We start from the raw sequence: 20,163 nt of genomic DNA on the forward strand, positions 1-20,163 counted from the left end.
AATGAAGGGTGTCATTTTCGATTTCAACGGCACTATGTTTTTGGATTCCCATTTACATGAGCAGGCTTGGTTCCATATGATTCGCAAATATGCTGCAGCAACCATAACAGATAAAGAAATTTTTACAAATATTCACGGTCGAACGAACAGCGAAATTTTAGGACATTTCATCAATAAAGAGCTCACAAAGGAAGATATCCAGAAACTATCCGATGAAAAGGAAAGTCTTTACCGAGAGCTATGTTTGCAAAATGAGAAAGATCTTGTACTGACTAAGGGCTTGGCGGAGGCTTTGGATCACCTGAAAGCACAGGATCTTCCTCGTACAATAGCGACAGCCACAGTGAAAGAAAATGTTTCCTTCTACTTCGATGTATTCAACCTGAACAGGTGGTTCGATTTCGAAACTGTTACTTTCGATGATGGCAGTTTCCCGGGAAAACCCGCTCCTGATATCTTCCTGATAGCAGCGAAAAAGCTAGGTCTCCAGCCAAACGAGTGCCTTGTAATCGAGGACGCCTTTTCAGGTCTTACTGCCGCGAAAAAAGCTGGAATCGGTACAGTTATTGCAATCGATCCTTTTGGTAAAAATCGTGATATCTTTGAACAGAACAAGCTTGGTTCTGGTGGCATTATTCAGGATTTTACAAATTTCCAAGAACTATTACTCGTTAAATAAAAGAACCCCCTCATCTAACTGACGAGGGGGTTCTTCCATCATGCTCGTGCTGTCTTGCCTAATTCTTCCCCAAGGCCAAAGTAATGACGGAAGTTGTAAATGAGCGGACTCCACTTACTCGGATCTATATGCTTACCCTCTTTTATAATGCCTTCCTGTGCATGGATGGCTGCAGCTTCCAGCTCTATAATCGCTATACTTTCCATATAATCTGGTTCTCTAATATGTCGTACTTCTGCTTCAATCTGCAGCGGGCATTCCGCAATAGCCTCTGCACTCACAACCGAGGAGGCTTTTCTCGTCAAACCAGCAGTGTGGAATTTATCTTTTACGTAGACGTATCCATACGCTGCTTTATCTGAAGGAACGGTCTCTTTACCGGTGCAAGCAGCAAGCCTTTCAACGTGCTGCCATAAATCAGGACTAGGAATATTCAGCACACATTCTCCTCTTCGCTGCAGATTCTCATACGCCTTTCCCGTTGTACCAAGGCCGATAACAAGAAAATGATCCAATGCCCAGGAAGAGGAAATTGGACTGATATTCGTCGTTCCATCCTCATTCACTGTCGTTAGCAGGACAACAGGGTTGCCATAATATAAAATTTTAGGATTAATTGTTTTGGTTTCCATCATCTTGCTTCTCTCCTTTCCATCTTTAGCTTAAAATAAAAATATTACGAGCGTCATCGAAATATGGATGTCAGGAAAGGAGAATGACTTTGCATCCTCAACATGTTGCAGCTGCTGCTAGCCTGCTTAGTGAACCGTCCCGAAGTATCATGCTCACTTACATGCTTGACGGCCGATTCCATACTTCAGGTGAACTGGCCCGTGCTGCCGGTATCACGCCGCAAACAGCCAGTTTTCACCTGAAAAAGCTAGAAGAAGCCGGTTTCCTTGGTCAGACCAAGCAGGGCCGCCACCGTTATTACGGACTAAAAGATCCTGCCATTGCAAAAGTAATCGAATCTCTGCTGACGATCACCCCGACAGCTCAAGTTTCCTCCTTAAAGCAGGCAACAGAAGACCAAGCTATCCGCTACGCAAGGACTTGCTATGACCATTTAGCTGGCTCACTTGGCATACTGGTTGCGAACGCTCTAGTTGATAGCGGCTATGTAATTCAAGATTGCGATCAATTCAACCTGACGGCTAACGGAGAAATCTTCTTTTCAAGCTTTGGTATCGACGTGGAAACAGCCCGAAGAAAAAGACGTTCATTCAGTCATTGCTGCTTGGACTGGAGCGAGCGCAAGCATCATGTCGCTGGCGCATTAGGAAGTGCCATGCTGGAACGCTTTCTGGAATTGGACTGGCTAAGAAGAAAGCCTGAATCGCGAGCACTCCTGCTTACTGAGACAGGGAGAACTGGGTTTGCTGAGGTATTCGGTTTGGACATTTCAAGCATACATAAAACACATGACAACAAGGTTTATTTACGATAGAATGTGCATAAGATAATAACGAAAAAAAGACCGTCTGGTGCTGGTAACACCAAACGGTCAAGCAATAGCAAGGATTCCTCAAAGGAATCGACCCACAGAAGAGCGAAAAAATAACCTACCCATCATGAGCTGTCACTCAAGGGTGGTTATTTTTTTTGGTTTTTATCAGACATAATCGCAACAACCAGCGTACCGAAAGAAATCATCAGCGTCAGCGTCTCGAATACTGTCAGAGGCATCACCTCCCTCCCTGGAGGGATAAGTGAGCCGACCACCCTTGAGTCCTCTATGCTATTGTCTGTCCATTATATCAAAGTAGGTATCAGGCTACATCTGTCTTTGGGTGCATAAGTATATTCGCTCAATCACTCAATAGGCAGTTCTAACTATTTTGGAAATTTTAACCTCAACATCTCCATATCGAATTTCTAAATGATATGATAATACATGTTTTTCCAATATGGAGATAAAAACGTGGAGGTTTTGTTAGATGATCAGCAATCAAGACTTGAAGAAAAAAGCATTGGATGGACTGGCAAATAACTGGGGAAAAGGTGTTGGGTCTGGAATACTATTATACGTAATCATTATTTTTATAGCCTTGGTGTTAAATGTATTCATTCTCCTTCTAACTTATCCTAGAGAAGAAGATTTAGCTCTGCTAATTACTATGGGTATAGTATACATAATTTGTTATACATTCTTTATGCCATTGTTTGTCGGAACGAGCTGGATGTACCTTCATCTTGTTCGCAAGGAACATGCACCGTTCTCTTTGATGTTCACGACCTTTAGGTACTTCCCTAAGCTATTTACAACTGGATTACTGAAAATGATCTTAGTAGCTCTTTGGTCCCTTCTGCTTATCATTCCTGGTATTTTAAGATATTACAGCTATTCTCAAACTATTTATATCTTAAAAGACGAACCTGATCTCAGTGCGATGGAAGCCATAAATGAAAGTAAGCGCCGCATGGAAGGTAAAAGAGGGAAATTATTCCTGATGCAGTTAAGCTTCATCGGCTGGTATCTGTTAGGCAGTTTTACAACAATTAGTCACCTTTGGTCATATCCATATTATAAAACGACTCGCGCTGGCTTTTACGAATCGTATATTAAACGAGAAAACCTAATCAAAGCAGAGGTTCAAAGCCGCTGAGATACGATTTGGAGGATGCTTATGAAACTTTTGACTGTTCCTTATATCAAACAGCGACCTGAACTGCCTTCCGGATGCGAAGTAACGGCGTTGGCAATGGCTCTGTCTTATTATGGAGAAGCTGTCGATAAACTATCATTAGCCCGGGAAATGCCCTTTGATAACACATCGGTAGAACGCAATGAAGATGGCACGATCCGCATATGGGGCGATCCGGAGGATGGTTTTGTCGGCGACCCGTTCGATAATGGTATTACAATCAATCCTAATCCGCTGAAACAAGCAGCCGATACGTATCGGTCCGGCAGTTTGGCATTGTATGGAGAGACATTCGACGTAATTGAAACCCATGTGTCAAATGCATGCCCTGTATTAGTCTGGTTCACCATTCATCATGACATGCCCACTCCCCGCATCTGGCACACTCCGGCTGGGAAGGTTGTTCAAGCACCCCGACCGCTGCATTGCATCGTTGTCACCGGTACGGATGACGACTACGTTTATTTCCATGACTGTGAATCAACAGAAAAAAGCGGCGAACATATAAAAGTAGAGAAAGCCCACTTTATACGTGTTTATGATGCAATGGGTAGACGGGCTCTCGTTATCACATGAAAAGACACGGTCTATGACCGTGTCTTATTCCATCGCCTCATATATTGCCTGGACTACTGGTCCATAATCGCCTGTAGCATATTCGTCACCTGCAAACAGATTACTGTTTGCTGCCGGATCAAGCACAGGCGTGTGCTTCTTATTCGTCAGCAGCACAATCCCTAGGTCATATTCCGGGTCGAGGATCGTTACTGTACCAGTCCAGCCCGTATGCCCATAAGCTGCATCACTTGCTAACGAACCGAACATCCAATCCATGGTCCCCTCATCCCCGTTCCTGCGCCAGCCAAGTCCATACGTTTCATTTGTAGGAGAAGCTGCCGTAAACGCCTCGATCACATCTTCATCAAAAAATCCCTGTTTGCCATACCCTCCGCCGTTCAGCATGACTTGCAGCAAAACAGCCATATCGTTCGTCGTCGAGAAGAGTCCCGCGTGACCGGATATACCATCCATTGCATAATAGCTCTTCTCATCATGCACTTCTCCGATTATCGTTTCCGTCCTGATATTCGGGAAAGAGAAATACCCATCTCTTGTGTTACCGAGCCGTTCTGTCGCAGCCACATCTTTTACCTTCACACCATTTTCCAATGGATTGAACAATGTATTTTTCAAACGAAGCGGCTCATAAAAGGTTTCTTCTACATACTTATCCAGTCGTTCTCCTGTCACGCGTTCCACTATGGCACCAAGGAGCATATAATCAATGTCGCTATACAGATGGTTTGTTCTTGGTTCATATTGGAGCGGAACTTTTGGCAGAAGTTCGATTGTTCGCTCTCGATCCTGTGAGTAAAAAGCTCCTGCTCTATCGGGATTATGAAACTCGATACTCGCCGGGAAACCTGCCTGGTGCTGCAGCAGATCTTGTATTAGGATTGTATCCTTCCCTTTTATCGCTGCATTTGCCTCATCCTTGAATTCCGGAATGTAATCACTGACCTTATCCGTCAACCTGATTTCTCCCTCACTGACCAGATGCTGCAGTGCAAAGTTGGTGGCGTACATTTTCGTATTGGAAGCCAGATCGTATAACGTATCCTTTTTGACTTTCTTTGGATGCGTAAGCTCTTCCAGTCCGTCGTACACTTGGCGGTAGCCGTAACGAGAATCCTTCACAATCTTTCCGTCTTTTATAATGATCAATGATGCACCCGGGAACCCATTTTGAATATCAGTTTCAATTAATTCATCCACTTTCGCTAAACCTTCCTTAGAGAATCCCGCTTCTTCAGCTCTCTTCGCCTTTTCCAAAGTTGGGTACTCATTGATGTTTGCCAATGCTTCCGTAGGGACAAATAATAGCAAGAACATAAGTGAGAAAATAGTCAACTGCTGACCAATACGTATCATCCGCGCTCCTCCTTCGTCTTGTCTACTGTTTCCCTTAAGTAAAAACAAATTCCTTCCTCTGTCCAAAAAACACGAAAAAAGCACTGCGGGATGCAGTGCTTAGACAGGTAAATGATCTGGTTATTCAATCAGTTCTTTGTTTTTCTGATAGGACCTTTTTAGTGATACATAATTAGTTAGGAATAGCAGTAATGCTGCAATGAAGGTTACCATCAGACCTTCTATCAAAGGAACTGACATCATGCCAAAGATATAAAGTGACGAAATGCCCGCACACATAATAAGGAGAAATGACGTTGATTTAATTACGATTACTTTCCTCTCTCGTCGATAAGCTTTTTCAGTCATGATTTCAGCGAACTCCATACCAGACAGTATATAACGAATCCAGATGTAAGCTATTGTCCCGAACAGCATCCATAGTAATACAAGAACACTATCTATAGGGAATGGATCAAAGCGGGATATGACTAGTAAGACAATCATCACCACTAGCTGCAGAATAGCTGCTTCCGCAAAGTAAACAAGCATATTCCTCCGCTTATATTCATCATCCGGCAGCAAAAAACGAACCCAAGTTTTCTCCATTTCACCTTACCTCCCAAAATAGATCATCCAGAGTCTTACCTAACGCTTTTGCAATCGCAATACAAAGCTGTAGTGTTGGATTATACTCTCCTTTTTCGATCAAACCGATTGTCTGCCTGGTGACCCGCACTTGCCTGGCCAGCTGTTCCTGTGTCATTTTCTGTTCCATTCTTGTAAACTTTACTTTGTTTTTCATAAATAAGATTCTCCTATGTAATATAAACATTACATTTGCAAGGTATATATTACATGTAAATCATCTTCCAGTCAATATAAAAACGCATGCCACAGCATGCGTTAATTGTCTTTCTTATTTTGAATAAGTTGCCAGATTATCAGTGAAAGGGAGAAAACAATAATAATCGAGAGTATGATGATAAGCTTACTTTCCTCGGCTATATCAATATACCGCAATATTACCTGTGGAATATAGAGAACTGATGGTACGATGACGGAAATCCAGGCTTTCCAATATAGTGCTGCTGCAATAAAAACAAAGCAAGCTGCAATGATTACTACTGTATTCATAAGCGGACTGATTGTTATCGCTGGTGTCTCAATAAAAAGATCTGTTAACATTATTCCCATGAACATCACTGCAGGAGCTATTCCCATTAGGAGATATAATGTTATAGTTACTTTCTTTGATACTTTATTGGCAGCTGTAAAACGATACAAACTAAACAATAAGAAGATGGTAACAATAAATACGATAGGATTTCCAATTAGCGCTAGAAGCGAATAACTTCTGTCATCTGCTATCGCTTTATTCATAATGAGATATGCGAAGGCATTCAACATAATAAGCGGTACAAATATAAGCCAAAATCGTCCATCCTTCTCCACTTCTGCTTCTATTTCTCTCATATATGCTTTTGGAGATTTCCCGATGATATGCACGATACTCTTTCCGTTCTGCTCCGCTTCATACAAATGATCTTCAAGCTCTTCCAGTAACTCACTTACTTCTTCTTCCTTTTTATTGCTAGCGAATAAATAAATCCGTAAATTTTCGAGAAACGCCTGACTTTCCTTGGATAATGTCACGATTGATTCCTCCTCAGAATGTTATCTACACTGGACGAGACCGCCGCCCATCTTTCCTTGAATTCATCTAGTTCTTCCTGACCCTCTGCTGTTAATTGATAATATTTCCGCTTTGGTCCACCTGACGGCAGTACCTTACTCGTCGTCGAGACAAGACCTTCTTTCTTCATGCGGAGCAATAGTGGATAAATACTGCCCTCACTAACCATTGTGAAGCCATATGAAGCTAGTTTTTCTACCATCTCATATCCGTACGTTTCACGCTCAGCAATGATGGCAAGCAGACAACCTTCCAGGATGCCTTTTAATAATTGACTGGATGACAATATTCGCTTCCTCCTCAACTATATTGTTTTACAAGATAGTTGGACTAAAAAAGAACCCACTACTTTGTTTTGCAAGGTAGTTAAATATTAACATAACACAACTGCCAAATCAACCATACTTTCCCATAAATGTGTGGTATGCTCAATAAAAATATAACGTATACATATTAAAAAGGCCGGGGGACAACTTATATGATTACTAATCAAATTCTGAAGCAGGATGCTTTGGACAGCCTAAGGGGCAACTGGGGGAAAAGTGTACTTGCAGTCTTCCTCTTCTCCGTGATTTCATTTACCATAAAGTTAATATCAAACTCTTGGTTTGGCTTTTCTATTGTGGTTGAAGAAGAAATTACTATTAAGGAAGAGACGCTCCGTTTTGTAAGAGATACTCTATTAGATTATGTGTTGCTTATGCCACTTTTTGCAGGAACAACTTGGCTATTCCAAAGCTTCGTCCAAGGAGATCGGCCTACCTTCGGCTTCATCTTTTCACCTTTCAAACGTTTCTGGCGGTATATGCTGACAGGACTGATTCTAACTGTCCTGCTGACTTTTTGGACCCTATTGTTGGTTGTACCGGGCATCATCAAATATCTAAGTTATTCCCAGACACTATATATTTTGCGGGAGAATCCACATTATTCTATTTTCGAGGCTATTCGGGAAAGTAAAGAAAAAATGCGCGGCAATAAGGGCAGGTTATTTTTGTTACAGCTCAGCTTTATCGGTTGGGCCCTATTGACAATACTAACCTTAGGCATCGGTGCGTTTTGGCTGGAACCATACTTCCGGACCACTATGGCAAGCTTCTATGAATTAAAAATAAAGCAGGCATCCTGAGGATGCCTGCTTTTTATTTATCACTCAAAATCAAATTCTATTTCCCACTGTTTCCGAAGCTGATCCATAATCTTCATGACATCTCTCGTATACGGTAATGTTACATGTGGAACATCCTTCTCGATAAGTTCCTTCATTGCTCTTACTTCATACTGCAACGCCTTCTCCGTCTCCCCTGCTTCTATTGTTTCTGTTTTGCCTTGCTCTATATAACAAACGGTAGCCTGTTGGGCTCGGGAGAATTTCTCCATATCAATGAATCCTTTTGTACCCATGACTGTAGCACGTTCTGGTGATTCCACCATAAAGGATAAAGTGATTGTAGCAAGCTGCCCTTTTTTATTCTTCAGTATAATTCCAGCCTGCTGGTCCACACCTGTCTCATGCTTCGTAACCGTGCTGATGACTTCATTTGGCTCATCCTGGATAAACATGCGAACAAATGACAAGGCATAGACTCCGATATCGAGGAGTGCTCCGCCTGCTAAATCGGGGTTGAAGAAACGATTTTTGGGATTATTTTCTTTTATACTATTGAAGTTCACACTCAGCGTCTGGATATCCCCAATTTTACCAGCACCGATCAATTGATGTAGTTCTTTATAGATCGGCATATGATAAATTGTCATTGCTTCTGCCACAATCAGTTGCTTCTCTGCTGCCAACGTAGTGATTTCATCAAGTTGATTGCCGTTCACTGTAATCGCTTTCTCAGCCAGCACATGTTTTCCATGCTTTAAGGCTTCTATGATTGTTTCATAATGAAAGGCGTGCGGCGTCGCTATGTATACAACATCTACTTCAGAATCATCCAGCACACCCTGGAATCCTTCATAAACTCTAGGTATATCGAATTTATCTGCAAATGCCTTCCCCTTTTCTTTGTTTCTTGCACCAACAGCCAGGATGGATTCCCCTTCTTTCTGTAATGCTTCCGCAAAATGATGTGCAATCGAACCTGGTCCTAGAATTCCCCACTTCATTATTTGTTCTCCCCATTTCTCTATTTTATTAGTGTAGGTATACCCGAAAAAGCCATGGATGCAGCATACTTCCATGGCTTCTTTCTTAGCTGTATATTTTCTTAGGTATTTTGATTACTTGATTACCGGAGACATATGGTGCAATATCGTATTGCTGGAAGACAAGGGCTATTCCTTCATCTGTAAAAAAGAACGCCGTTTTTTCATTTAGGTGGATGTCCTCTTTTTTCAAATCTGGATAGAATATCTCTGGTCTCGCCTTAGCGTAGGTGAAAACATAGTGCTGAACTTTCTTTAGCTGACTTGGTGTCTGCAGTACATCCGTCAAATAGACGCGTTTCTTTTCTTTCAAGTCGTAATTAAAGGATTCTACCGCAGTAGAGCCGTGCGCTCCTCCAGTAAAGATATAACTGCTCATCAAGATACTGAGCTTACGATCCGTATTATATTTGACTTCAAAATCAGTCTGAAAATCCGGGTCATATTTATACTTTTTGCCAGCCTCTATATTTTCCTTACGAGCTAATGCAGCTTTCTCAATATATGCCTGGAAGTCTTTGTTGATCATTCTTGTAAGCTTCGGTGTTCCCGCATGTTTTACTTGCGGGTATTTCAATTCTTCGATGTCATCGTAATACTCTGTTTCCACAATTACATTCTTTGTCGGTTGTGCTTGCGATGGGTGTGTAAAAGCAGAAAAAGCAAGCAGAAACACCAATACAACTATCGCTTTTTTCATCAGGTTCCCTCCACTGTTTCATCTTGTTTACAGTGTGTGCAGGGTGCCAATTATTTATGAGCAATAGAAATAGCGATATTATATTTTTTACATTAGGTGTAATGAATATCAACGCAGTTTAAAAGTGGAGAGAAGTAATTCGCAAGTTAAATTATCCCTTCTTATAAGGCTAAAAGCTTATTTTGAGTAGATTTATAACGACCAGGCTGCATTTAAAGTAGTTTCTTCAATTTTTTTTCATTCTTTTAAAAGGAAAACCCTACTCACTATTACTCACCAAATTAACCAACTGTTTTAAACTTCCTTTTGGGCTTATATGAGTCCTGGTTATGAGTAAAACTTAACCTCTTAAGAAGACATTCTACATATGATTAAGATTTCCCCCTACAATGTCACAAGCATTATTCATAAAAAAGTCCATTGTCTGCTAGGTAGACAATGGACTTTTTTTACATCTTACATTCGGTTAGAAAAGATTTTACAGACTTCAAGCAATGAACCTAACTGCAAATTCTTCGCAAACTACAAGCATTTCTGGTGAGAACCTCCGTCCGATCTCTTCCATTTCCTTTGTAAAGAAAGGCTCATGGACTGAACGCCAATAAGAAAGTGAACGATCACCTTCTCCTTCCTTATAGGCAAATGCTGCATCAACATCCTTATACGATTTCACTTCTACCCGAACAATTTCGATCACGGCATGAGGGTTTCCTGCACTATCAAGAATGACACTATGGAGACCCGGCTCAGGAATTGGCTCATTCTCTAATTCATATAGCAGATGATTAGAGGAGGTTGCCGTTTTGATTCCTTGAACGACCAAATCGGCCAGTTCGTCAGCTAGAGCATTATTTCCGCCGAAGCTCCAGGCCGTATAAGTTAGCGGTGCATCAGGATTTCCTTTCGTATAAGCTTCGTAATATGCTTTCACTTTCTCGTTATGGTCTGTCACTTCCGATTGATTCTCCTCTACATTTGCAGATGATATTGATATTATATATCTGCTTTCTAGTTGGATACTTAATTATCGTATTCGCCTGGAAATAATTTGACTGCTAGATTTCAAGTTGAGCTGAAGAAGCTCTGGCAATTTCTAAATCATGTGTAACCATGATAATTGTCTTACCGGCTTTGTTCATATCCAACAGCAGCTGAAAGATAGCATCCCTGTTTTTAATATCGAGGTTTCCTGTTGGTTCATCAGCAAATATATACTTGCAGTCCCTCGCAATGACTCGTGCAAGTGCAACTCGTTGCTGCTGACCTCCGCTTAACGTATAGACACGCTTCTTTTCATAACCGGAAAGGCCGACTTTCGCTAGGATTTCCTGTATTATTCTTTTTTTATTGTTAATCTTTTTATAAGCAATGGCCAAAAGGATATTCTTCTCTACCGTTTCGTTGTTAATCAAGGAGTAATTCTGAAATAAATAACCAAACTCATTCCTGCGCAGCAGCATTGTCTGTTTCGCATTGGGATTCTTAATCCCGTCGTACTCTATATCACCGCTATCCGGCTTTTCCAGAAGACTCAATAGATTAATTAAAGTTGTTTTTCCCCTGCCGCTCTCTCCTGTAATGGATAGGAACTCGCCGCTTTTCACTGTTAAAGAAAAATCATCAAATATGGTTTTCTCTTTAAATTTTTTCTTTAGATGAGTAGCTTTGATCATCTCTATGCCTCTCTTCTAAGTTTAGTATGCATATTAGCGGTATAATATTTGCTTAAGCCGATCACTAGCAGAGCATCAATTATTATCCCTCCGAATACAATAATGATTAGGGACGGTAATGATACAAACAATATCCCTATTAAAAGAATGCAATAACTCAAAAATTGCAATATCAACAGCGTTCTGTTCGTTCTGAAATACGAATAGCCGTGAATATTCTTCAATAACACTTCCATCTTATAGTTATAGAAGTGACATATTGTGAAGTAAACACTAGTGGTGAATGTAGCGATATATAATAGAATGATCGCCAATAGTAATAAATAATTGTCTGTTTTCAACTCTTGTATTTCCTGCCCGTACTCGTCAAAGACCGAGATAACGGAATTAATTTGTGATGTAGCATCATGTTCGCCAGCGATCTCTTCTAATTTCTGAGTAGGTTCTGTTTGATCCGAATAAAAGAAATATGCCCGGGACAAGTAGCTCATGTAATAGGAAGCATCGAACTGCCCAGTATCTAATATGGCAATCGGATCTTTAATAAAGTAATCTCCTTCTCCTTTGTTAGCGGGGTTATACGTAAAGTATTCCTGGTTATCTCGTACATAGATGATATTTATACTTAAATCGTTCTTAGAGCTTTCGTCCAGTTCCTGACCTTTTGCTTCTCTATAAATGTTTCCAACTTCAACCTTCTGGAAATAGAAGTAGTCCAGGAAGTTCTGTTTAATTTCATCCTCTTTGTCTTTGAGAGCTGCAGGAACCAGCAAATTCGTGACAGAAGGGTCGGATACGATAGATCCTTCAATTTCTCCTGTCTCTGCACGTATCTTATTGAATTCCAAGTAGTTCTCATTTATAGTTATCGCTTTTCCATAAGGAGAAGTCGACGCATTCTGGTCATCTGTGTTCATTTCATATAAATAGCTTCCATTAGAGCTTATTTCATAGTTGCCTGCATCAATCAGAAAACCATCCAGTTCATTATTTAATTGATTATATACCTGCTTTAAGTTGTTATTCTGCCCACTTTCTATCGCTAGATCAACTTGTCCTGTGGAATACAATACCGTTTGGTACAAATTCTCTGTTTGATTCCATGTTTCGAGATTATTTTGGTACTCTTCCAGCGATTTCTTTGTTTGATCCAATTGCGACAGAGCGCCAACAGCTGCAATAAGAAATAAAATCTTCATTACATAACTGAGTGCCATCAACGTTTTATAAAGCCTCTTACCTTTCAAAGCCTCATATTCTTTCCCAAAGAAAAAGATTAAGCCTATAAGCAGGAACGTATAAAGAACTATTCCAACAAAGAGTACTACTGCCAATCCTGCGTACAGAAGCGTAAAGTCCACCAAATTCAGAATCTCTTTCTTCGTAACAATACGGAAGATCAGATATAGGATATAACTTGTTAAAACAGCCGCGACCAAAGGTGAAATAAGCTTTTTTACTAAGATAAAAGATATTCTGATATATGAGTAACCCATCACTTTATAAAGCATGATATGATCACTTCGGTTTATCAGGTAAAAGGAAATAACGCCAATCATAGAAAGAAGAATGATAAGCGGTGATATGAGAAAGGTCAGCGGCTGACTGATCACTACTGGGTCAATGCGTGCCTCTATCAGCTCAGAAGAAACGCCATCTTTTTGCAGCTGATCCAGCATGACAGATACGGAACCATCTTTATCATCTATGTAATAAATACCGCTTGCACTAGCCTGTTTCTGGTTATCTAAATTCCAGATGGATATAGCTATCGTACTTTCTCCAGAATGAAAAGATCCACTTTTATCATTGCTGGAATTATTAAGTCGATTCGTTATAAATTGTGCGGTGCCCTTATTGGGAAAATCACCGTCTATTGTATCAATACGGGACCCTAGTGAAGGATCAGTAGTGAATATTCTGATGGAATCCTGATTCACGAATACATATTTGGATATTTCCAAATCATATCGTTCTGCATATGATTCAAGTAAATCGTTAGGATTGCCCTCGTAATTAGTGAAATTCAATGCTGCCGCTGTTCTATCTTTATACAGTAAGTGATTAAACTTGTATTGCTCGAGTAAGTCATTCGTAACGTACAGGCTTATCAAAAGGAATAGAGAAGCTAAGAACCCTAAAATCGCTCTCACAATTTCACCTCATAAAATAATGCAAGAGTGATTACACCCTTGCATTATATCCTTGTATTTTTTACTTATAATCGTAGTAAGCCTTGTTTGTTCCCCAGAAACTCCAGTCCAAGTCAGCCTTGCTCCAAACATCTTGTGCTTTCCATCCTCCGTCATCGTGGTAGCCGGCACCATTAGTCACAGAGGCACGTCCTTCTTTTGTATAGTGCTTAAACTCAGAAACGACTCTGCCATCCCTTTTACCACGGATCCAGTACCCGCCAGATATTGCACCGGATTCTGCATTGATAGTGAATCCAGTTTGTGTGTCTTTCACATAGCTCTCTGTTACCCCTTGATCTGCTTTAATGACTTCAGAGTTGCCGTTCTCAGTGATTCCATTACTTGATGCTGAAACCCCACCAGAAATTCCACCTACAATCACACCTGCCAGCAGCACGCCTGTCAAACCTTTCTTGAACTTTGACACTTTCATCACCCCTTCATAAATTGTTAAATTATGTAATTACTAGGTGTGGTTTCATTATATAAGCATCTCGGCACAAAACAAGGTTTATCTCCCAAATATTTCAAAACGTTACTATTGTCTTTCTTTATATAACAGTTTTTTTCATTTCCCTTTAGAATTCAGCATTATATAACTAGTACCATTTGACCGGTGATTTCTATATCAAACCCGCTTGTTACTCGGCGTCAACCCTTCCTTCGTTACTTCTATCGTCCAGCATACAAAGGTACAGCTATCCCGCACAAAGTGTGATACCAAAACAGAGAGTAATTCCTGCACAAAAACACTGTCTTCCAATCTGCACAACATTTCATATAATGCTTGTCCATTAACATCCATCCTTGGGCATTCCAGCAGGCCATCCGTTGTCGCGAAAAGTCGATTCTTGCCTTTCCGCAACTGCCGCGTACCAGTTGTGTAAGTGGGAACCGGTAATGACCAGGCATTCTGCTGGCCGATCCATTCGTAAAAATGCCGGGTATTCTGTTCGTATTCACCCATTTCCGCTAATTCATTATGGAAGAGATAGAGGAGACAATCCCCTATTGATAACCACCAAATATACTCATCTTTTCGGAAGACAAAGAGACATGCAGTCTCTCCTTTAACTTTTCGACACGCTTCCAAGAAAGAAGGACGAGATAATTGATCTATGACGACTGCCGGTACTTGTCCAAATGCTGATGCTGCCTCGCAAGCTTTTCGTAACTCGGGCTCTGCCAGCAGAAAGGTTTCAGCAACTAACCTGCTACTATCTGCCGAATGATGCGCATCCATCAGCAGGACGAACTCCCAATTCTCTCCGGTGAACAACACTGCACCATCTTCGTTTTTCGTTTGACCGGCCTTGGTCATCCCGCCTAGTCTTCCCAACACAAGCCTCCCAAGTTTCTTCACATCGGTTTCATCCAGGAATGCATGTTGGTCACCTGTCCAGCTATACGTTTGCATGGAAATTCTCTTTCATAAAGCTCCGTAGTTTTGCTGAGACTTCCTTTATGTCCGACTCACCGCCAAAAGGAGCACCCGGCCAATCATAAACCTCCATCGGTCCCCAGTACCTTTCAGGAGTTCCGGCGTATCTGGGAATGATATGCATGTGAGCATGAGGCACAGAATTTCCGGAGACAAGTGTGTACACATGTTCTGCTTGCAGCGTTTCCTGTAATGCCTTGGCCGCTCGTTTCATTGCGATACCGAATGCTGCAGCCTCTTCCTCCGACATATCCCCGACTTGTGGGACATGGCGTTTCAAATTGAGCATGATATGACCAAGATAAGTTGGTTGTCCCTTTTTATCAATATGACTGATATAAATATAATCATCTTCAAAGATACAATCGCCGCTCACTTGCAAACGACCTGCATGCTTGTCACAGATAAAACAATTCTCCATAGTTCACTCCTCCTTATAAAAAAATGTCCATTATCTCCTAAAGAGACAATGGACATTGTGGTACCACTTTTTTCGGCGAGAAAGCAGCTCACCCTCAAAAGCTGATAACGGCTGCCAGCCGACCAGGCATTTCCTCCCGGGCACTCCCAGACGAGTTCGGATGCTTCCCTGACTGCCTTGCACCAACCAGCAGCTCTCTATGACAGTTCTCCACCCTACTGCTTCTGTTCCTTGCGTCTATCTATTCCAACAATTGCTTGCGATTGAACGTATTCCGGAACAAGAGATCCCGCTGATGATTGTTAACGAACATTCTGACGATATCACTTACACCCTTGAGATGGATCAGGCGATGACTGGTTACATATTTAATATCTCCATTGTTTAAATGGATAGACAATTCGCCTTCCCCGGTACCTTCTGTATAAAGGATATAATCGATGCTGTCATAGCTGGTCGTATCCAGATAAGCTGGTTTTATCAACGGTTTGTGCGTAAACAGGATTCGGTTCTGCGTGACGCCAAGGATGCCATTCCTCTCGTCGAGCTTACTTTGTACGTAGAGAAAAATCCGTTCATCTTCTTCTAGGTACATGGACAATTCCTTCAGATCTCTTTTTTGCCCCATTTTCCGCGTTCTCCTCACTTAATGTACTTGCTTCCAATCCTGATTCATACTTTCTAAATATATATCGCACTTCGGATTTTATGCAATAAAAAAATGCGGCAAATGCAACTCTTTTCTGTTTGTTATAAATCACCTATACTCTCCTACATTTTACCAGCCATTAGGAAGAAATGATACCTCTCATCTCCAATTTTTCCAGCCCTTCCTAGACTTTCTTCTAGGAGTTTAGGCTCTTTTCATTTCATTCCATATAGGGTTACGGTATGATATTTATGTCTTTATTTACTTATTTCTAGAAGACGATCTTGTTAAAAGAGAGGATGAAAGAAGTATATGAAACTGTTCCGTATTCCAGCTGCAGTACTGCTGATCGTGATCGCATTGACTTTATCCGCCTGCAGTAAGGACGAAAAAGCAGCAGATGAGCCAAAAACACCAGCAGCACAGGCAGCAGTTACAGAAGGAAACGAAGATACAGATGCATTGTCTGCCGATTTGACGGACACTGTGACAGCAGAAAACCCCTACTTCCCGGACCGCCTGACGAAAGATGCGGTTGCAGAGAAGGAAATGCTGGCTGAGCAGAACTTTGATCAGTCCGAAACTAATGACAGTCTGGAAGTGACCCTGAAAGGGATTCAATATACGAAACTGAAACCGGCAGATTCCTATGAGGAATCCTTCACCGGTTTCGAGGATCCGGAGAAAATCGTTGCGGCGACAGCGAAGCTGGAAGTGAAGAATGATGGAGAAAGTGCGGTTCCTTTGAAGGAAATGGGTGCTTTTCTTGAAACTCCAACATACCGGATCCTGAACCATAATGTTTTGGAAGCAGATTCTGGTGAGATCCAACCTGGCCAGACTTCGACCAAATATGTTGTCTTCCTCATGGATCAGGCAGATTACAAAGAAGAAGATTCCTTCTCCCTGCGTATCTCCAGTATCACTGACAAGGAAGAAGACTTGCTGGCTGCTGATTTGACATTTGATTTGCCCGAAGAATAAAAGAAGGAGCACACGCCTCAAGGCATGTGCTCCTTCTTTTGTTTATGATGCATGCAAATTAGCGATGAAGCTGTAGAACCGGTTGATATCTGTCAGGTTTCGATTGCACTTGGAGCTATCCCTGCAAACATAGTTCCCGCGTTTCACATACGTTCCTTGGCCGCGGCCAATAGGCTCTGCCATGAATAACCCTACACTCTCAAGCTTATTGCAGATGGTGCAAATCCCCGGCTGAGAGGATGGCGTGATCGTGCCGCGAGCGGCGATCATCCCACCTTCATGCGGAGCGACCATGTATTTTGCCTGCTGTCCCGAATCGTTCCACCCCAGATAGGATGTTTTCTCCCAATCAACTTCATCAAGTTTAGGTACATGCAAGTGCTTCACTTTCGGGAACAGCTTCCGAAGCTGCTGTTCTGTAACGACAGGAAATGGCTTAATGGATGGACGAAGCTGAGCCAAAAAGAGCTCTGCATCAATTTCATCCTGCACACCATGGATTCTTCCCAGCATTTCCGCTTCTTCCTCCGAAAGCTTCTCGAATCGGTTCATGATTTTCTCTTCAGCTAATGAGCGGAGTCCAAAAATAATGTCTATATCTTTGACAGCAGCTGAACTATTCACAAGCTGCTGCACCTGTTCTTTAATATTGTTGTACTGGTCATTCCGGATAAAGGCTTGCATGTGGACATCCCTCCGATTTAATCGCTTCCTATCATTTTAGCAGATATCGAGCTGGAAACAAAAAAACCGGTTCAGCTGAAGAAATAGCGAAATGCACGACTCAGCGTGGCAGGAACGACTGACGCATGATTTTCATCATCTGCGACGTAGTATGCAGTCTTTCCATCCATCACGCTCGGTAAACGATGATAGAGCGCCATTACATCTTCCACCATGAAGCCTTCCTTCTCCCCTACACCGATGAAGAGCTTGGAATCTTTAGCTTCGTTCAAAAAGGAATAAATATGCTTTTCATTCCACCAGATGGAAGGACTGATAGCCAGATAGCATTCGAAAGCTTCCGGTCGCTTGAACATGCTGTACAGCGCAAACAATCCACCCAAAGAATGACCGTACAGACATTGCTTATCCTGCTGAACATGATAGTTTTCCATGATTTTCGGCTGAAGCTCATCTATTAGCCAGTCCAGGAAAATTTCTGCCCCTCCATGCTTTCCAGTCGTTTTCCACTTCATCTTATCTGGATATGTATAAGCTGCTGCTGGAGGCGTAAAATCATAGAAACGTCGTTCTTTAATAACCGAACCTTCTGCATCTAGTGCTATCCCTACAACAATTGCCGGATCCACTCCAGTCTTGAGCATATTATGAGATTGATTACGTATGACATCAGCACCCAATCCAAAATAATAATTTCCATCCAGCATATAAATAACCGGATAACCTGCTTCTGATTGCGGGGGTTGATCTGGAATAAATAATTGCACACGATAATTTACCCCCGGCTCTTTTCCCGGAAGTACCCATTCCTCTGTCATGTTTTCAGCTCCTTTATTTGCTTTTTTCAAGCCTAGGCAAGTATAAAGATAGGTCGAAAGCGATTACATATTTAGTATTGATTATTAAAATCCACTATAACAAAACAAGGTGCTGATGCAAGAAATAAATGGAAACTAACTTCAAAAAGATTGCGCAGCTTGGTAACCTTCATAGTTAGTTTTTAGACTTATTCCATCTCGTCTTTCCTTATAACAAAAAAGCCCATCCATCAGGATGAGCTTATGGTTATCTAGTTTGGCCGTTGCCTTTCATAACGTACTTATACGTCGTTAATGCCGGTAATCCCATCGGTCCGCGAGCGTGAAGTTTTTGAGTGGAAATACCAATTTCAGCTCCGAATCCAAGAGCGTGGCCATCTGTAAAACGCGTCGATGCATTATGGTAAAGTGCTGCTGCGTCGACTGCTTGCATGAATTTACTTACCGCTTCTTCATCTTCAGAAATGATTGCCTCGGAATGCTTTGTACCATAACGGTCGATGTGCTCAATTGCTTCCTCTACTGAATCAACAACACGCACAGCAACATCAAGGCTAGAATATTCATTGGCCCAATCTGCTTCTGCCGCAGGTTTGCAGTCAGGCAAAAGCTGAACCGCTATGTCATCTCCATGTGTTTGAATGCCATTTTCCCTCAACGCTTGAACCAATGCATCCTTGTTTGTCTCGAGCCATTCCCGCTGAACAATCAACGTTTCCAATGCGTTACAAACTGCTGGACGATCCGTTTTGGCATTCAGGAAAGTGGAGATTGCCATATCAACTTGAGCAGTATTATCCACGTACATATGGCAGTTCCCTACACCTGTTTCCAAAACAGGTACAGTTGCAGAATCAACGACAGCCTGGATAAGCGATGCACCCCCACGAGGGATAAGAACATCGATGTGCTCCTTCATCGTAAAGAGCTTCGCCGTCTCCTTGCGATCAGTCGACTGGATAAGCTGCACTGCTTCCGCTGGAACTTTTGTCTGCTGGAGTGCATTTTTGATGACTTCTACTATTGCTGTATTCGTACGAATTGCAGATGAGCCGCCTTTCAAAACAATTGCATTGCCTGACTTAAGCGCCAAACCAGTCGCATCTGCTGTTACATTCGGACGAGCTTCATAGATCATACCGATGACGCCTAATGGCACCGTGATGCGGCTGACATGCAAGCCGTTTTCCAGTGTCCATTCGCTGACCACGTGATCAGTCGGATCCTCAAGATCAACTACTTCCTTCAATCCATTTGCAAAATCCTCGATACGTTCGCGGGTAAGCTTCAAACGATCAAGAAATGCGGCATCGAAACCTTTTTCTTCTCCTGCCTGCATATCTTCACCGTTAGCCTTCAGAATCACTTCATATTCCTTTTCCAAATGCTCTGCAACTGTAATCAACGCTTCATTTTTCTCAGCTGTTGTCAGGAGTGCAAGCTTCTTAGCTGCTGTTTTTGCTGCTATGGCTTGCTCCTCTACTGTTACTGCTTCTTTTATATGCTCCACGGTGCT

25 protein-coding genes and 1 other annotated feature are annotated in these 20,163 nt (G+C 41.8%); of the genes, 6 read left to right on the plus strand and 19 right to left on the minus strand.

The annotated features are described in order from the left end of the window. Window position 1 precedes the first annotated feature (1 nt). Entirely contained in the window at window positions 2-679 is a 678-nt protein-coding gene (locus ABXS78_RS17395; RefSeq protein WP_366248293.1) for an HAD family phosphatase, read from the plus strand. Between the two features lie 38 nt (window positions 680-717). On the opposite strand, the gene ABXS78_RS17400 is transcribed toward ABXS78_RS17395, so the two are convergent. Next, the gene (locus ABXS78_RS17400) at window positions 718-1,314 is read right to left on the minus strand and encodes a flavin reductase family protein (protein WP_095221928.1); all 597 of its coding nucleotides are present in this window, start codon (window positions 1,312-1,314) and stop codon (window positions 718-720) included. A gap of 80 nt (window positions 1,315-1,394) precedes the next feature. Here ABXS78_RS17400 and ABXS78_RS17405 point away from each other — a divergent pair, with 80 nt between their 5' ends. Continuing rightward, window positions 1,395-2,126, plus strand: a complete 732-nt coding sequence (locus tag ABXS78_RS17405) for a winged helix-turn-helix domain-containing protein (RefSeq protein ID WP_366248294.1) — start codon at window positions 1,395-1,397, stop codon at window positions 2,124-2,126. Between the two features lie 146 nt (window positions 2,127-2,272). Here ABXS78_RS17405 and ABXS78_RS17410 read toward each other — a convergent pair whose 3' ends face one another. Beyond that, on the minus strand, window positions 2,273-2,365 hold the full coding sequence (locus ABXS78_RS17410) for a putative holin-like toxin (protein ID WP_245609660.1): 93 nt from the start codon (window positions 2,363-2,365) through the stop codon (window positions 2,273-2,275). Between the two features lie 251 nt (window positions 2,366-2,616). Between ABXS78_RS17410 and ABXS78_RS17415 the strand changes: the two genes are divergently transcribed. Together ABXS78_RS17415 and ABXS78_RS17420 are read left to right on the plus strand one after the other, a co-directional pair. Further along, entirely contained in the window at window positions 2,617-3,285 is a 669-nt protein-coding gene (locus tag ABXS78_RS17415) for a DUF975 family protein (protein WP_366248295.1), read from the plus strand. 21 nt (window positions 3,286-3,306) lie between these two features. Then, window positions 3,307-3,900, plus strand: a complete 594-nt coding sequence (locus ABXS78_RS17420; RefSeq protein ID WP_366248296.1) for a C39 family peptidase — start codon at window positions 3,307-3,309, stop codon at window positions 3,898-3,900. A 24-nt stretch (window positions 3,901-3,924) separates the two neighbouring features. On the opposite strand, the gene pbp4b is transcribed toward ABXS78_RS17420, so the two are convergent. The 5 genes from pbp4b to ABXS78_RS17445 form a co-directional block, all read right to left on the minus strand. Next, on the minus strand, window positions 3,925-5,217 hold the full coding sequence (gene pbp4b, locus ABXS78_RS17425) for a penicillin binding protein PBP4B (RefSeq protein WP_366249976.1): 1,293 nt from the start codon (window positions 5,215-5,217) through the stop codon (window positions 3,925-3,927). Between the two features lie 159 nt (window positions 5,218-5,376). Further along, window positions 5,377-5,844, minus strand: a complete 468-nt coding sequence (locus tag ABXS78_RS17430) for a hypothetical protein (protein ID WP_366248297.1) — start codon at window positions 5,842-5,844, stop codon at window positions 5,377-5,379. 1 nt (window position 5,845) lies between these two features. After that, complete coding sequence (locus ABXS78_RS17435) at window positions 5,846-6,040, minus strand: helix-turn-helix transcriptional regulator (RefSeq protein WP_366248298.1); 195 nt, start codon at window positions 6,038-6,040, stop codon at window positions 5,846-5,848. 101 nt (window positions 6,041-6,141) lie between these two features. Further along, window positions 6,142-6,891, minus strand: coding sequence for a hypothetical protein (locus ABXS78_RS17440; RefSeq protein ID WP_366248300.1), 750 nt, complete (start codon window positions 6,889-6,891; stop codon window positions 6,142-6,144). Beyond that, window positions 6,888-7,217: a PadR family transcriptional regulator gene (locus tag ABXS78_RS17445; RefSeq protein WP_366248301.1), complete on the minus strand. Its 330-nt coding sequence runs from the start codon at window positions 7,215-7,217 to the stop codon at window positions 6,888-6,890. Before ABXS78_RS17445 ends, ABXS78_RS17440 begins: the two co-directional genes overlap by 4 nt. A gap of 192 nt (window positions 7,218-7,409) precedes the next feature. On the opposite strand from ABXS78_RS17445, the gene ABXS78_RS17450 reads away from it, so the two are divergent. Then, window positions 7,410-8,060: a DUF975 family protein gene (locus ABXS78_RS17450; protein WP_366248302.1), complete on the plus strand. Its 651-nt coding sequence runs from the start codon at window positions 7,410-7,412 to the stop codon at window positions 8,058-8,060. A 20-nt stretch (window positions 8,061-8,080) separates the two neighbouring features. Here ABXS78_RS17450 and ABXS78_RS17455 read toward each other — a convergent pair whose 3' ends face one another. The 9 genes from ABXS78_RS17455 to ABXS78_RS17495 form a co-directional block, all read right to left on the minus strand. After that, a complete protein-coding gene (locus ABXS78_RS17455) occupies window positions 8,081-9,043 on the minus strand; it encodes a Gfo/Idh/MocA family oxidoreductase (protein WP_366248303.1) in 963 nt (320 codons plus the stop codon). Window positions 9,044-9,128: 85 nt separating this feature from the next. Then, window positions 9,129-9,782, minus strand: a complete 654-nt coding sequence (locus tag ABXS78_RS17460; protein ID WP_366248304.1) for a DUF3298 and DUF4163 domain-containing protein — start codon at window positions 9,780-9,782, stop codon at window positions 9,129-9,131. A 487-nt stretch (window positions 9,783-10,269) separates the two neighbouring features. After that, complete coding sequence (locus ABXS78_RS17465) at window positions 10,270-10,734, minus strand: ASCH domain-containing protein (protein ID WP_366248305.1); 465 nt, start codon at window positions 10,732-10,734, stop codon at window positions 10,270-10,272. 103 nt (window positions 10,735-10,837) lie between these two features. Then, complete coding sequence (locus ABXS78_RS17470; protein ID WP_366248306.1) at window positions 10,838-11,455, minus strand: ATP-binding cassette domain-containing protein; 618 nt, start codon at window positions 11,453-11,455, stop codon at window positions 10,838-10,840. Window positions 11,456-11,457: 2 nt separating this feature from the next. After that, window positions 11,458-13,608 (minus strand): DUF1430 domain-containing protein, encoded by a 2,151-nt coding sequence (locus ABXS78_RS17475; protein ID WP_366248307.1) that lies wholly within the window; start codon window positions 13,606-13,608, stop codon window positions 11,458-11,460. A 61-nt stretch (window positions 13,609-13,669) separates the two neighbouring features. Further along, window positions 13,670-14,083, minus strand: coding sequence for a hypothetical protein (locus ABXS78_RS17480; RefSeq protein ID WP_366248308.1), 414 nt, complete (start codon window positions 14,081-14,083; stop codon window positions 13,670-13,672). Window positions 14,084-14,278: 195 nt separating this feature from the next. Beyond that, window positions 14,279-15,067, minus strand: a complete 789-nt coding sequence (locus ABXS78_RS17485) for a protein phosphatase 2C domain-containing protein (RefSeq protein WP_366248309.1) — start codon at window positions 15,065-15,067, stop codon at window positions 14,279-14,281. Then, window positions 15,054-15,512, minus strand: coding sequence for an HIT family protein (locus ABXS78_RS17490; protein ID WP_366248310.1), 459 nt, complete (start codon window positions 15,510-15,512; stop codon window positions 15,054-15,056). Before ABXS78_RS17490 ends, ABXS78_RS17485 begins: the two co-directional genes overlap by 14 nt. A 38-nt stretch (window positions 15,513-15,550) precedes the next feature. Beyond that, window positions 15,551-15,753 (minus strand) — a binding site (T-box leader). Next, on the minus strand, window positions 15,754-16,140 hold the full coding sequence (locus ABXS78_RS17495; protein ID WP_095221958.1) for a PH domain-containing protein: 387 nt from the start codon (window positions 16,138-16,140) through the stop codon (window positions 15,754-15,756). It lies immediately after the preceding feature. Window positions 16,141-16,473: 333 nt separating this feature from the next. On the opposite strand from ABXS78_RS17495, the gene ABXS78_RS17500 reads away from it, so the two are divergent. Then, entirely contained in the window at window positions 16,474-17,145 is a 672-nt protein-coding gene (locus ABXS78_RS17500; RefSeq protein ID WP_366248311.1) for a hypothetical protein, read from the plus strand. A 42-nt stretch (window positions 17,146-17,187) separates the two neighbouring features. Here ABXS78_RS17500 and ABXS78_RS17505 read toward each other — a convergent pair whose 3' ends face one another. The 3 genes from ABXS78_RS17505 to ABXS78_RS17515 form a co-directional block, all read right to left on the minus strand. Then, window positions 17,188-17,829, minus strand: a complete 642-nt coding sequence (locus ABXS78_RS17505; RefSeq protein ID WP_366248313.1) for a FusB/FusC family EF-G-binding protein — start codon at window positions 17,827-17,829, stop codon at window positions 17,188-17,190. Between the two features lie 71 nt (window positions 17,830-17,900). Beyond that, window positions 17,901-18,647, minus strand: a complete 747-nt coding sequence (locus tag ABXS78_RS17510; protein WP_366248314.1) for an alpha/beta hydrolase-fold protein — start codon at window positions 18,645-18,647, stop codon at window positions 17,901-17,903. Window positions 18,648-18,894: 247 nt separating this feature from the next. Beyond that, a complete protein-coding gene (locus ABXS78_RS17515; protein WP_366248315.1) occupies window positions 18,895-20,157 on the minus strand; it encodes a glutamate-5-semialdehyde dehydrogenase in 1,263 nt (420 codons plus the stop codon). Window positions 20,158-20,163 lie beyond the last annotated feature (6 nt).

Origin of the sequence: Terribacillus aidingensis, from assembly GCF_040703035.1 — a bacterium.
Classification (GTDB): Bacteria; Bacillota; Bacilli; order Bacillales; family Amphibacillaceae; genus Terribacillus.